Origin of the sequence: Lentzea kentuckyensis (assembly GCF_002150765.1) — a bacterium.
Taxonomy (GTDB): domain Bacteria; phylum Actinomycetota; class Actinomycetes; order Mycobacteriales; family Pseudonocardiaceae; genus Lentzea; species Lentzea kentuckyensis.
This window is the reverse complement of record NZ_MUYM01000109.1, coordinates 1-12,910: the sequence shown is the minus strand read 5'-3', so window position 1 is coordinate 12,910 and position 12,910 is coordinate 1. Positions and strand designations below refer to the sequence as shown.

Genomic DNA, 12,910 nt, shown 5'->3' with positions numbered 1-12,910 from the left:
CCCGGGGGCCACGGGCGGCTTCGTCGTCGCGGACGAATGAGGTGAAGCGACGACAGGTGCCCGTAACGAACTCTTGACGCGCTCTCGACCGGGACGCATACTCGCTTAACCTCAAGTTAATCGATTAAACACCCGGAGCTGGGAATGGAGGGCGCCGCGATGGCTCGTGTCCGGATGGCCGATGTGGCAGCGCGCGCCGGGGTCTCCACGGCGACGGTGTCGATGGTCCTCAACGGGGTCAACTCGACGCGCATCTCGCCGCAGACCCAGCAGCGCGTGCGCGACGCGGCCGAGGCGGTCGGCTACAAGCCGAACTCGGTGGCCCGCAGTCTCCGGACGCAGCAGACGCGCATGGTCGGCCTGATCTCGGACACCATCGCCACCACGCCGTTCGCCGGGCGCATGCTGGCTGGTGCCAACGACGTGGCTCGCGAGCAGGGCCATCTGGTGATCCTCGTCGACACCGAACGCGACGCCGTGGCGGAGCGGCAGGCTCTGCACGCTCTGAACGGGCAACGGGTCGACGCCGTCATCTACGCGTGCATGTGGCACCAGGTGATCGAGCCACCGGAAGGCCTGCCCGAGGACGCCGTGCTGCTCGACTGCGTCGCGGCCGCGGGTGGCCGTGCCGCGGTCGTGCCGGACGAGCGTGCCGGGGGGATGGTCGCGGTGCGGGAGCTGGTGGCCGCCGGACATCGCCGGATCGCTTTCCTGGACGCGGAGGAACGGTTCGACCTCGTCGCCTCGCGGCTGCGCTACGAGGGGTACCTGGAGGTGCTCGCGGAGGCCGGGATCGAGCCGGACCCCGCCCTGCACGTGCGGGCCGAACCGGTGGCGGGTGGTGGGCGGGAAGCCGCACGACGGCTGCTCGACCTGCCGGCCGAACGACGGCCCACCGCGATGTTCTGCTTCAACGACCGCATGGCGATGGGCGCCTACACGGCGGCGTTCCATTGTGGACTTTCGGTTCCCCGTGATCTGTCCGTCGTCGGGTACGACGATCAGCAACTGGTCGCGGCCGAGCTCGATCCGCCGCTGACGACGGTCGCGTTGCCGCACTACGAAATGGGCCGCTGGGCGATGGAGGTGGCTCTCGGGCTGCGCCAGGCAGACCCGGAGGTCCCGCATCTCATGCCGTGCCCGCTTGTCCGGCGGGCCTCGGTGAGCCCGCCGCCGGCGCAGTTTGGCGACTGACCGGCGGCGGATCTCACTTCGTTGCACTGCAATCCACATGGCAGTTGGCGCTGCCATTGAGCACGGAGGCGACGGCCGGTCGCGCTCCGGGAAAGAGACTGCACGGTGAAGCGCAAGTCCCTCTCGATGTTAGCAGCGGCGGGCCTGTCCGCGGCGCTCGTGCTCAGCGGCTGCGGCCGCGCGAGCGATTCCTCCTCCGGTGGCTCCGGCGAGATCACGATGTGGACGCACTCGGCCGGCAATCCCGGCGAGCTGGCGGTGTACCAGCAGATCATCGCCGACTTCAACGCGTCCCAGAGCAAGTACAAGATCGTCCAGCAGAACTTCCCGCAGGGTTCCTACAACGAGGCGATCACCGCGGCCGCGACGGCGCGCAAGCTGCCGTGCCTGCTGGACATGGACGGGCCGGTGATGCCGAACTGGGCCTGGGCCGGCTATCTCCAGCCGCTGGGGCTGCCGGACGACCTGATCGGTTCGCTGTTGCCCACGACCGTCGGCCGTTACAAGGACACCGTCTACTCGGCCGGGTACTGGGACGCCGCGCTGTCGATCTTCGCCAGGAAGTCGGTGCTGGACAAGAACAGCATCAGGATCCCGACCGTCGACAAGCCGTGGACGCTCGACGAGTTCGGCGCGGCCGTGACCAAGTTGAAGGCGGGCGGCTATCAGACCCCACTCGACCTGGGCGCCGCGGACAAGGGCGAGTGGTGGTCGTACGCGTACTCGCCGATGCTGCAGAGCGCCGGCGGTGACCTGATCAACCGCGACAGCATGAAGACCGCCGACGGCGCGCTGAACGGCCCGGACGCGGTGAAGTTCTTCACGTGGTTCCAGCAGGCGTTCGAGAACGGGTGGGCGGACAACGCGGGCCCGGTCGGCAACCAGCGGTTCATCGACGACAAGGTGGCCCTGAGCTACACCGGGGTGTGGAACGCCAAGGACGCGCTCGCCAGCGTCGGCGACGACCTGCTGATCCTGCCGCCGGTGGACTTCGGCAAGGGCCCGAAGATCGGCGGCGGCTCCTGGCAGTGGGGCATCTCGGCCGGCTGCCAGAACGCCGAGGGAGCCCGCGCGTACCTGAAGTTCAGCTTCCAGGACAAGTACCTCACCGCGTTCGCCGACAGCCAGGTGGTCATCCCGAGCACGACGGCCGCCGCCAAGGCGTCGAAGTACTTCAGCGACACCGGTTCGCTGCACCAGTTCGCGGTGCTGTCGCAGAAGTTCGCGCTGGCCCGGCCCGCCACGCCCGGCTACCCGGTGATCTCGTCGACCTTCGAGAAGGCGGCGAAGGACATCATGAGCGGCGCCGAGGTGAAGTCCACTCTCGACACCGCGGCGAAGGCGATCGACACGGACATCGCGTCGCAGAACGGTTACGGCTTCTAGATCGTCGCTCCCGCCGGGCGGCAACGCCCGGCGGGCAGAGAGGGAAGGCACCTCCCATGACGGCGATCTCCTCGCCGGATTCCCGCGCCGCGAGCGCGGTTCCCAACTCCGTCCCCAGCTCCGTCCCCCGCCGCGGGTTCCGCGCCGACCTGCGTTCCGAACGCCGCGCCGGCTGGGCGATGGCCGCCCCGGCGGTGCTGTTGCTGCTGGCGTTCCTGATCGTCCCGGTGATCCTCGGCTTCGTGCTGTCGTTCACCAACGCCAGGCTGATCTCGCCGGAACCGACCACCTTCATCGGGTTCGACAACTTCATGCGGGCCTTCACGGCCGATCCGACGTTCTTCCGCTCGTTGCTGAACACCTTCGCGTTCGCCGCCGTCGTCGTGCCGGTGCAGGCGGGTTTCGGACTGGTGCTCGCGATCCTGGTGAACCAGAAGATCCGCGGCGCGGTGGCGTTCCGGGTGATCTTCTTCATCCCGGTCGTGACCTCGATCGTCGTGGTCTCGATCCTGTGGAAGTTCATGTACCAGCCGGACGGGCTGATCAACTCGTTCATCGACTCGATCACGTTCGGCGCGTGGCACGGCACCGCCTGGCTGAACAACCCGAGCACCGCGCTCACCGCGATCATCGTGCTGTCCATCTGGCAGGCGGTCGGCTTCCACATGCTGATCTGGTTGTCCGGCCTGCAGACGATCCCGGGGGAGCTGTACGAGGCCGCGCGGATCGACGGCGCCGGTGCCTGGCGGCAGTTCCGCGACGTGACCTGGCCATGTCTGCGCCCGACCAGGGTGTTCGTGCTGATCACCATCACGATCGCCGCACTCGGGCTGTTCGTGCAGATCGACGTGATGACCCAGGGCGGCCCGGTGGACTCCACCTCGACGCTCGTCTACCACGCCGTCCGGATGGGCTACCGGCAGCAGCAGATCGGCTACGGCTCCGCGCTGTCGCTGGTGTTCTTCGTGCTGGTGCTCATCGTCGCACTGGTGCAGCGCGTCCTGACCCGAGACAAGGACTGAGCCATGGCAGAGCACATGTTGCGCCGTCGGCGGCGGCTCTGGATCTACCTGGCCATGGGCGGGCTCGCCGTCTTCTTCCTGTTCCCGCTGGTGTTCATGTTCGTCTCCAGCCTGAAGCCCGACGGCCAGATCCTGTCCGACGTCGGCGGCTGGCGCGCGTTCCTCCCGTTGGGAGACATCAGCTTCCGCAACTACGCCGGGGTGTTCGACCGGGTGCCGGTCGGCCGGTTCCTGCTGAACTCGTTGTTCGTCACGGCGGTCGTCGTGGGCGCGGGGCTCGTGGTCAACTCGATGGCGGGGTTCGCGCTGTCCCGGTTGCGCTGGACCGGTCGCGGTGTGGTGCTGAGCGTCATCATCGCCACGCTGATCGTGCCGTTCGAGACGATCGCCGTGCCGATGGTCTACTGGGTCTCGCAGCTGCCGACCCTGGTGTTCCAGAACGGGACGGTCCTGTACGACTTCGGCTGGCTGGACTCCTACGAGGTGCAGATCATCCCGTTCATCGCCAACGGCTTCTCGGTCTTCCTGTTCGCCCAGTACTTCTCGACGATTCCGACCGCGATCGACGAAGCGGCCCGGATCGACGGCGCGGGCTGGTTCACCATCTACCGCAAAATCGCGGTGCCGTTGTCGGGACCGGCGTTCGCCACGGTCGCGATCCTGACCTTCCTGCCGGCCTGGAACCAGTACCTGTGGCCCAGCATGGTCGTCCAGGACGAGAACCTGCGGCCGGTCATGGTGGGCATGCAGTACTTCTTCCAGGACAACACCGCCTGGGGCGAGATCATGGCCTACACCTCGATGATCACCCTGCCCGTGCTCGTCGTGTTCGTCGCCTTCCAACGCGCTTTCGTCAGCAGCGTCGCCGCGAGCGGCGTCAAGGGCTGACGTTCCTTCTTTCACCCGACCTTTTCGAAAGGCTTGTGGATGTTCGCGCTGCCCGATTCCTGGGTCTGGGACTTCTGGTTCGCCGACGACGGCGACACCTATCACCTCTTCTTCCTCTACGCCTCAAAGGCTTTGCGCGATCCCGAGGCCCGCCACTACCGCGCGTCGATCGGTCACGCGGTCTCGGCCGACCTGACCAACTGGACCCGGATCGAGGACGCGCTGGTCCGTGCCGACGCACCGGCGTTCGACGACCTGGCGACGTGGACCGGTTCGGTGGTGCGGCATCCGGACGGCACCTGGTTTCTGTTCTACACCGGCTCCACGGCGGCCCCGGACGGGCAGAACGTGCAGCGGATCGGCTACGCCACGTCCCAGGATCTCGTTACGTGGCAACGGGCTCCGGAGAACCCCGTCCTGTCCGCCGACCCTCGCTGGCACGAGACGCTGGACGCCGGTGTCTGGCACGACGAGGCGTTCCGCGACCCGTGGGTCTTCGCCGATCCGGACGGCGACGGCTGGCACATGCTCATCACCGCCCGTGCCACCACCGGCGCACCGTTCGAGCGCGGTGTGGTCGGCCACGCGGTCTCCGCGGACCTGAGGCACTGGGAATCCCGCCCGCCGCTGACCGTTCCCGAACCGCGGGGCTTCGGGCAGCTGGAGGTCACCCAGGTCGAGGTCGTGGACGGCAGACCGGTCCTGCTCTTCTCCTGCCTGGCCGAGCACGCCTCACCCGACCGCCGGGCGACCGGCACGACCGGCGGAATCTGGGCCGCCCCCGCCGAAAGCCTGCTCGGCCCGTTCGACATCGCGGCCGCCGAGCCCGTCACCGACGACCGCCTCTACAGCGGACGCCTGATCCGCCGCCGGTCCGACGACCGGTGGGTGCTGGTCGCGTTCCACAACCGCGGCGAGCACGGCTTCGTCGGCACCATCAGCGATCCCATGCCGGTGGCGTGGGATGGCAAACGTCTCAGTGTTCCTGGCTCCTAACAGTTTCTGGAGGACGGATGAGCTCAACGACGAGCCCACTTCGCCTGATGCGGATCGCGTTCGCCGCCGCACTCGTGCTGGCGACCGCGGCTGCGGGCCCCGGCAGCGCTACTCCCGCGCTGGCCGCGGCAACCTATCGCGCGCAGTACCACTTCACCGTGCCGGACCGCTGGATGAACGACCCCCAGCGGCCGGTGTACGTCAACGGGAAACACAACTACTACTACCTCTACAACGCCGACTATCCGACCGAGGTCGGCACGGCCTGGCGACTGGCGACGACCTCCGACGGGGTCGCCTTCGCGGACCAGGGGATCGCCGCGCCGAAGAAGACGAACGCGAACCACGACCTGTGGTCCGGTTCCGCGGTCGTGGACACCGCGAACACCGCCGGATTCGGCGCCGGTGCGGTGATCATGCTCGTCACGCAGATGGATCATCCGACGAACGCCTCGGGGCCGCAGGCACAGTTCCTGTGGTACTCGATCGACGGCGGCCGGACGTTCCGGCCGCACGGTGACACGCCGGTGATCCCGAACGGCGGCCGGGCGGACTTCCGCGATCCCAAGGTGATCTGGGACTCCGACCGGGGCCGGTGGGTCGCGGCGATCACCGAGGGGAACCGGATCGGGTTCTACACCTCACCGGACCTCAAGACGTGGACGCGGCAGTCCGAGTTCGCCGCCACCTACGGCATCCTCGAATGCCCGGACCTGTTCCAGATCCGCGCCGACGACGGCACCACGCACTGGGTGCTCGGCGTGAGCGCCAACGGCAGGGCGGCCGGGAAACCGGAAACCTATGCTTACTGGACAGGTTCCTTCAACGGCACCGCGTTCACGGCCGATTCCCCTGAGCCGCAATGGCTCGACCACGGCTTCGACTGGTACGCCGGAGTCACCTGGGAGGACCCGGCCGCGCCGCTGGACCGGCGGTTCGGACTGGCCTGGATGAACAACTGGGCCTACGCGGACACCACACCGACCAGGGCCTCGGACGGCTTCAACGGCACCGACTCGATCGTCCGGCAGGTCACGCTGAAGCACTACGCCGACGGGTACTCGCTCGTCTCCCAGCCGACTCCGGCCCTGGCCTCCCACGCCTCCTCCGTGACGAACCTCGGCACCATCCAGGTCAACGACGGCCTGGTGCCGTTGGCGTACAAGGGAACCGCGTACCAGCTGGAAACGGACGTCAGCTGGACCCAGCTCGACAACATCGGGCTGCAGCTGCGGGTGTCGGCGGACGGGACCCGCCACGCCGATGCCGGGATCTACCGCGACTACAGCTATCTGAACCGGCGGCAGACCGGCCAGCCCGATCCCAACGGCCCCAGGGGTGAGAGCCACGCTCCGTGGAACCCGGCGAAAACCACCGCACACCTGCGAATCCTGGTCGACCGGACCACGATCGAGGTGTTCGTGGACGACGGCCGGTACGTCCACTCCAGCCAGGTGTTCGCCGATCCCTCGGACACCGGCATCAACCTGTACGCCACCGGCGGCAGCGCCACGTTCGCCAACACGAGGATCACCGAGTTCCACGACCTGAACCAACGCCCCGCCAGGCTGCTCTCGGGGTTCGAAGGCTCCTCCTACGACCCCGGCTGGACCGCCACCGGCAGCTTCACCGGCACCGGGCCGTTGCCCTGGTACCTGCCGGGCATGGTCGGCAACGCCGCGCTGGACACGTTCGCCGGCGGTGGCGACCCGGCCACCGGCACGATCACCTCACCCGTGTTCACCATGGACCGCAAGCACCTGCACTTCCTGCTCGCCGGCGGAAACCACCCGCACGGCTCGTCAGGGGAGACCTCGATCAACCTGATCGTGAACGGGCAGGTGGTGCGAACTGCCACCGGAGACAACACCGGCGTCCTCAAACCGATCGACTGGGACGTCAGCGATCTGCAGGGCCAGAGCGCCCAGGTGCAGGTGATCGACCAGGCGACCGGCGCGTGGGGACACCTCATGGTGGACCAGGTGCTCCTGAGCGACTGAGCGGCCGAGACCGGAGGAGGCCGGCGCGCCCGTCCTCCTCCGGTCTCCATCGGGAGGAACTGATCGTCTACGACTCGGGCTGGACCTCGGGCGGCGCGGGCTGCTCGACCTCGGCGAGGTGACGAAGCACAGCGGCCACGTAGTCGGCAGGGTCGTCGGCGCCACGTGCCAACACAACAGCACTCCCGTCGTCCTCGAACGTCACCACGGCGCCTGGCCCCGGATCCGGCCCAAGCCGATACCCGCGTTCACCCTCCAGTGCCGCCGCGAAGTCGTCCCAGTCCTCGTGCCGGAACCCCTTGAGCCGGTTGACCCTCCGGATCTGACGAGCCCTGCCCGCCGGCGGCACGAACACGAACAGCCTGCGGTGCGCCCCCAACTCCCTGATCACCCGGAACTCGTACCGCAGCTCCGGCCAGTCACCCGGTGCCATGACCACGCACCGGGCCCCGGCGATCAGATCGGCGAACTGCTCGCGCCACGAGTCGTCGGTGGCGTAGTGGCGATCGATGCCGTCGGGCGGAAGGTAGTCGCGCGGGTTGCCCAGGCCGTAACCGCGTCCGACCTCCTCGGCGATCGCCGGTGCGAAGTACTCCTCGAACGACATCGGCTCCGGGCGGCGGCTGAAGACCTTCCTGAGCTCCGGGCGGGCGCGCGTCTCCTCTGCGTCGCGCTGCCGGAAGCCGAACAGGCGACGTTCGTTGCCGAAACCGCGAATCCACACCACGGCCGGGCGCGGGTCGACCGGCGGCAGCGCGACGATGCGGTCCGCCCGCCGCGCGGCGGAGTGGCACAGGACCGACAGCATCGCCATCGGCAGCAGCGACTGGACGCCGACCGTCGCGGGTTTGCCGTTCAGCAGCAACACCACCATCACCACCGGTGGGGTCGCCGCCGCCAGGTTGCCCACCACCCGGAACGGTGTTCGCGGTCGCCGTCGCCGGCCGGACCGAACGGGCCGTGCGGGCACCAGGTGCACGGCCAGGGCGAGCCCTCCCAACGTCGCCACGACGCCGAGCAGGGTGGCGAGAGCGGTGAACGCTCCGTCGCTTGGACGGACCAGCACGGCGCCGAGGACCGCCCCGCCCACCAGTCCGGCGAGGACGGCGATCATGAGGATCGCGGGCGTGACAGGGCCGGTGTACCCCTTCGCCTGCGCCCGTCGCCACACCCGCATGAAGGTCGCGATCGCCAGGTAGACCAACACCATCGTCACGGCCAGCGCGGCCGCGACGGCGAGCAGGGCGAGCACCACGCGGACCGTCACGACGTCATCGCACCGCCCTCCCCGTGGCCGTGATCGTGGACGAGTCATGTTTATGCCCGCCGCGCCCGTGTTCGGCACCGCTGAACAGAGGCAGGAGCGGCACGTCGCCGGGCACTTGGTGAAACCCCGCGTCGGCAGCCATGCGGTCCGTGGCGATGACCAGCGCACTCAACGGCAGCCAATGAATCGGTCAGGGCGGCGCCGACACACTCGCCAGGCACACCAGTTCCCGCAGTACCGCCGCGGATCCTGGGGCGGCCGCCGCCCCCAGCCGCAGCCGACAGACGCGCCGGTCGGCCATTCCCTGCGCCGCTGGCGTATCGCGACAACGAGAACAAGGAGAAAGCACATGCGCGGTGGACTCAGACGAGTCGCCTGCTTGTTGTTGACTTTCCTGATGACAGGTGCCGGGACCATCGGCACCTCGAACGCCGAGTCCTCGATATTGGCCGCCTGGCACTGGGCGGACCAGGGGACGCCAGGCAACACCACGGTGGCCGAGCGGGTCGGCACGGTGTCCCTGCGCCCGCCGTCGGGTGGGCAGGACAACCGGGTCCACGCCTTCGTTCGCGGGTCCGACGGAAACCTGTGGGCGAACTGGTGGACCGGCTCTTCCTGGCTCTGGTCCATTCTCGGCGCCCCTGCCCCCGGTTTCGCCAGTGGTGTGGGAGTCGTCCGGATCGGGGACGGCTTCGGCGGGCACGCGGCGTTCACGTTCGTCCGGGGTGGCGACGGAAACCTCTGGCGGAACGTGTGGACCGGCAGCAGCTCGACCTGGAACAACCACGGCGCGCCCGCGGGCGGAATCGCCGAGGGCATCGGTGCCATCACGGTTCGGGACGACCCGCAGAGGGCTGAGCGCTCGTTCGTGTTCGTTCGTGGTAACGACGGAAACCTGTGGCTCAACTCGTGGACGGGCAGCACCTGGGTCTGGTCCAACCAGGGCACGCCCGGCGGCGGCATCAGTGCCGCGGTCGGCTTGACCACGGTCAAGGACAGTCCGGGGAGCCCGGAACGCCCGTACGTGTTCGTGCGCGGCGGAGACGGAAACCTGTGGCTCAACTGGTGGTCCGGCAACTCCTGGGGCTGGTCCAACCAGGGCACGCCGGGCGGTGGCATCGCCGCGGGCGTGGGAGCGACCGCCGTCAGGAACAGCTCGGGGGGAGCCGAACGCCCGTACGCGTTCGTCCGGGGCGCCGATGGGAACCTGTGGCTCAACTGGTGGAGTGGACGCGCCTGGGCGTGGTCCAACCAGGGCGCGCCCAGCGGTGGCGTCACCGACGGAGTGGGTGCGTTGACGGTGGACAACGCGCGCCCCTACGCGTTCGTGCGGGGCGGTGACGGGAACCTGTGGGTCCACTGGTGGACCGGCCGCGCCTGGAACTGGGCGAATCAGGGCAGTGTGGGCAGCGGTATCGCGGGAGGACTCGGGACGACGCTCGTGGCGGAACCGTCGCACCGGCCGTACGCGTTCGTCCGCACCAACACCGGTGGCCTCGCGGTCAACTGGTGGGAATGACGGTCATCTCGTGAACCAGCCGCGCGCTATCGGCCAGTGTCAACGGCCGATAGCGCGTGCTGCGTGTGCTGGCCGGCCGTGCGTCAGAACCGGAACCGCACGATGCGGGCGGACCGTTTCATGCCCGGCAGCAGGTTCATGAGGCGGTACAGGCGCCGTACGTTCGCGGGCGCCTTGGCCATCAGCACCGGTGCGTCGGTCATCGGCGCCTCGTCGACGTATTCGAGCCGTGGGTGCCACTCGGCCAGCGCGGCCGGATCGTTGAAGCCGCAGTGGAACTGGGTGCCGTACTTGCGCAGCCCGGGGTTCCACCTCGAGGTGCGCCACGCCCAGACCGCCACCGTGTCGAACTGTGTCTGGCCGGTGGGGAAGGCGTCGACGACACTGGTCAGCAGCCGCCGGAAATCGGTCTCGGTCAGGTAGGGGACCAGTCCCTCGGCGATCATCAGGACCGGCCGGCCGCGTGGGATGCGGTCCAGCCACGTCAGGTCGGTGACGCTGGAGCCGATCATGGTGTAGTGCTCGCGCGGCGGCAGGAACCGTTGTCGCAGTTCGATGATCGTGGGGTAGTCCAGGTCGTACCAGTCGACGGTGGCCGGCGGGTCGACTCGGTGCACGCGGGCGTCGAGGCCGCAGCCCAGGTGCAGCACCACCGCGTCGGGGTGACTGGCGAGGAAGCCGCGGGCCCAGTCGTCGTGGGCCTTGGCGCGCACCACGGCGCTGAGACCGATCTGGCTGGCACCGAACCTGCCCTTGTCGTAGTCGGGGTCGAGCCGGCGCATCGCCTGCTCGGCGTACCGGTCGCCGAGGATCGGGTCCGGCAGCCGGTTGTCCAGCGCTTTGGCCCTGAGGACGGGGCTGAGGGTCTGCTGCACTCCCACGAGTCCGGTGTCGTTCACGCCGACGACGCTACTCGCATTTCACAAGTTTGTGAAATCTTCGAAGTGCTTGAACCGGCCAGGTTTTCCGGGACTACGCCATCACCGTGAAGCTGGTTGGTTCCACCGCGATGTCAGCGTCGAGGTGCCACCGTCGAGCCGGGGGAGGTTGCTCATGAAGACGGAGTTCGGTGTGCTCGGACCGCTTCGTGTCGCGGTGGAGGGGAAAGAGGTCGATCTGGACCAGCCGATGCTGCGGCGTCTGCTGGCCGTGCTGCTCTGTCAGGCCAACTCGCCGGTGTCCGCTGGGGCGCTCGCGGACGCGTGGTGGGAGACGAGTCCGCCGTCTTCCGAGGAACGGACTTCCGCGACAGCGGGCACAGGCGACCCCGGTGGTCGCGCTCTCACGATGCTGTACCTGCAAGTTGGTTGTAGTTACGAGCCGATGTAATCGACTTGGTGTCAGTAGGTCGTCGCAACACCCCCTCTGATCTGGGAGGTTGCGATGGGTCGGCCTGGTTTGCCTCGGAGTGTTCGGCTGCGGTTCTGGGAGGGTGTCGGGCAGGGGATGCTGGTCGCGGAGGCGGCGCGGTTCGCTGGCGTGTCGTTCATGGCGGGCAGCAAGTGGTTCGCGCAGGCTGGCGGGGTGATCAGCAACGCGCCGCGGCCGGTGTCAGACCGCTACCTGTCTTTGGAGGAACGCGAGGAGATCGCCGTGTTGCGCGCGGAGAAGCTGTCGATGCGGGAGATCGGTCGGCGGCTGGGCCGTTCCGCGTCGACGATCAGCCGTGAGCTGGAGCGTAACTCGCTGCCCCTGCGCAAGGAGCGGCCGACGATGCCGCGGAAGTACCGGGCCACGGTGGCGCAGGCGAAGGCCGAGCGGCGGGCGAAGCGGCCGAAACAGGCCAAGCTCGCCGGTGATGACCGGCTGCGTGCGGTGGTGCAGGACGGGCTGGCCCGCCGTCGGTCGCCGCGGCAGATCAGTGCCAGGCTGAGGCTCGACTTTCCCGACGAGCCGGAGATGCGGGTGTCTCACGAGACGATCTACCAGTCGCTGTATGTGCAGGGCCGGGGCGCGTTGCGCCGCGAACTGGCGGCCTGCTTGCGCACCGGGCGGGCGCTGCGCCGTCCTCGCCGTCAGGCTCAGGCCCGGCGGGCGCGGGCGCCCGAGCGGATCCCCGGCATGGTGCTGATCAGCGAACGGCCGGCCGAGGCCGACGATCGGGCCGTCCCCGGTCACTGGGAAGGCGACCTGATCATCGGCAAGGACCACAAGTCCCAGATCGGCACCCTGGTCGAACGCAGCACCCGGTTCTGCTTGCTGCTGCACCTGACCGGACGCGACGCGGCCACCGTCCACGACGCGATGATCGAGGCGATCACGGCGTTGCCCGCCGCGCTGCGCCAGTCCCTTACCTGGGACCAGGGCCAGGAGATGGCTCGCCACAAGGACATCGCCATCGCCACCGGCCTGGACATCTACTTCTGCGACCCGCACAGCCCCTGGCAACGCGGCACCAACGAGAACACCAACGGCCTGCTACGCCAGTACTTCCCCAAAGGCACCGACCTCTCGATCCACAGCCGCGAGCACCTCGAGTTCGTCGCCGCCGAGCTCAACGACCGCCCGCGCGAGACACTCGGCTGGAAAACCCCGGCCGAAGCCCTCCACGAGCTACTGTTCCCACCAACACCACGTGTTGCGACGACCACGTGAATCCGCCCGATTGCAGATCACCTCAACTACCACCAACTGCGCT

General features: G+C 68.5%; 11 protein-coding genes. 9 read left to right on the top strand and 2 right to left on the bottom strand.

Annotation, left to right across the window (positions count from 1 at the left end; genetic code table 11):
* Nucleotides 1-159 precede the first annotated feature (159 nt).
* The 6 genes from B0F77_RS39080 to B0F77_RS39055 all read left to right on the top strand — a co-directional run bounded on the left by B0F77_RS39080 (nt 160) and on the right by B0F77_RS39055 (nt 7,486).
* A complete protein-coding gene (locus tag B0F77_RS39080) occupies nt 160-1,194 on the top strand; it encodes a LacI family DNA-binding transcriptional regulator (protein WP_169731048.1) in 1,035 nt (344 codons plus the stop codon).
* 105 nt (nt 1,195-1,299) lie between these two features.
* Nucleotides 1,300-2,580, top strand: a complete 1,281-nt coding sequence (locus B0F77_RS39075) for a sugar ABC transporter substrate-binding protein (RefSeq protein WP_245849239.1) — start codon at nt 1,300-1,302, stop codon at nt 2,578-2,580.
* A 56-nt stretch (nt 2,581-2,636) separates the two neighbouring features.
* On the top strand, nt 2,637-3,602 hold the full coding sequence (locus B0F77_RS39070) for a carbohydrate ABC transporter permease (protein ID WP_086668102.1): 966 nt from the start codon (nt 2,637-2,639) through the stop codon (nt 3,600-3,602).
* A gap of 3 nt (nt 3,603-3,605) precedes the next feature.
* The gene (locus tag B0F77_RS39065) at nt 3,606-4,490 is read left to right on the top strand and encodes a carbohydrate ABC transporter permease (protein ID WP_086668101.1); all 885 of its coding nucleotides are present in this window, start codon (nt 3,606-3,608) and stop codon (nt 4,488-4,490) included.
* A 39-nt stretch (nt 4,491-4,529) separates the two neighbouring features.
* Nucleotides 4,530-5,486, top strand: a complete 957-nt coding sequence (locus tag B0F77_RS39060; RefSeq protein WP_086668100.1) for a family 43 glycosylhydrolase — start codon at nt 4,530-4,532, stop codon at nt 5,484-5,486.
* A 17-nt stretch (nt 5,487-5,503) separates the two neighbouring features.
* Nucleotides 5,504-7,486 (top strand): glycoside hydrolase family 32 protein, encoded by a 1,983-nt coding sequence (locus B0F77_RS39055; protein ID WP_086668099.1) that lies wholly within the window; start codon nt 5,504-5,506, stop codon nt 7,484-7,486.
* 67 nt (nt 7,487-7,553) lie between these two features.
* Here the strand turns inward: B0F77_RS39055 and B0F77_RS39050 are convergent, their stop codons facing one another.
* Entirely contained in the window at nt 7,554-8,753 is a 1,200-nt protein-coding gene (locus B0F77_RS39050; protein ID WP_086668098.1) for a hypothetical protein, read from the bottom strand.
* Nucleotides 8,754-9,150: 397 nt separating this feature from the next.
* On the opposite strand from B0F77_RS39050, the gene B0F77_RS39045 reads away from it, so the two are divergent.
* Nucleotides 9,151-10,272 (top strand): DUF8189 domain-containing protein, encoded by a 1,122-nt coding sequence (locus B0F77_RS39045; protein ID WP_086668097.1) that lies wholly within the window; start codon nt 9,151-9,153, stop codon nt 10,270-10,272.
* An 83-nt stretch (nt 10,273-10,355) separates the two neighbouring features.
* Here the strand turns inward: B0F77_RS39045 and B0F77_RS39040 are convergent, their stop codons facing one another.
* The gene (locus B0F77_RS39040) at nt 10,356-11,171 is read right to left on the bottom strand and encodes a class I SAM-dependent methyltransferase (protein WP_086668096.1); all 816 of its coding nucleotides are present in this window, start codon (nt 11,169-11,171) and stop codon (nt 10,356-10,358) included.
* Nucleotides 11,172-11,325: 154 nt separating this feature from the next.
* Here B0F77_RS39040 and B0F77_RS39035 point away from each other — a divergent pair, with 154 nt between their 5' ends.
* Together B0F77_RS39035 and B0F77_RS39030 are read left to right on the top strand one after the other, a co-directional pair.
* Nucleotides 11,326-11,601, top strand: coding sequence for an AfsR/SARP family transcriptional regulator (locus tag B0F77_RS39035; RefSeq protein ID WP_086668095.1), 276 nt, complete (start codon nt 11,326-11,328; stop codon nt 11,599-11,601).
* A gap of 54 nt (nt 11,602-11,655) precedes the next feature.
* On the top strand, nt 11,656-12,867 hold the full coding sequence (locus tag B0F77_RS39030) for an IS30 family transposase (protein ID WP_086668094.1): 1,212 nt from the start codon (nt 11,656-11,658) through the stop codon (nt 12,865-12,867).
* Nucleotides 12,868-12,910: the final 43 nt, after the last annotated feature.

Excerpts from the sequence above, each read along its gene's own strand:
- B0F77_RS39060 (WP_086668100.1), top strand. The coding sequence starts at position 4,530 with ATGTTCGCGCTGCCCGATTCCTGGGTCTGGGACTTCTGGTTCGCCGAC.
- B0F77_RS39080 (WP_169731048.1), top strand. The coding sequence starts at position 160 with ATGGCTCGTGTCCGGATGGCCGATGTGGCAGCGCGCGCCGGGGTCTCC.
- B0F77_RS39030 (WP_086668094.1), top strand. The coding sequence starts at position 11,656 with ATGGGTCGGCCTGGTTTGCCTCGGAGTGTTCGGCTGCGGTTCTGGGAG.
- B0F77_RS39055 (WP_086668099.1), top strand. The coding sequence starts at position 5,504 with ATGAGCTCAACGACGAGCCCACTTCGCCTGATGCGGATCGCGTTCGCC.
- B0F77_RS39070 (WP_086668102.1), top strand. The coding sequence starts at position 2,637 with ATGACGGCGATCTCCTCGCCGGATTCCCGCGCCGCGAGCGCGGTTCCC.
- B0F77_RS39045 (WP_086668097.1), top strand. The coding sequence starts at position 9,151 with ATGACAGGTGCCGGGACCATCGGCACCTCGAACGCCGAGTCCTCGATA.
- B0F77_RS39065 (WP_086668101.1), top strand. The coding sequence starts at position 3,606 with ATGGCAGAGCACATGTTGCGCCGTCGGCGGCGGCTCTGGATCTACCTG.
- B0F77_RS39035 (WP_086668095.1), top strand. The coding sequence starts at position 11,326 with ATGAAGACGGAGTTCGGTGTGCTCGGACCGCTTCGTGTCGCGGTGGAG.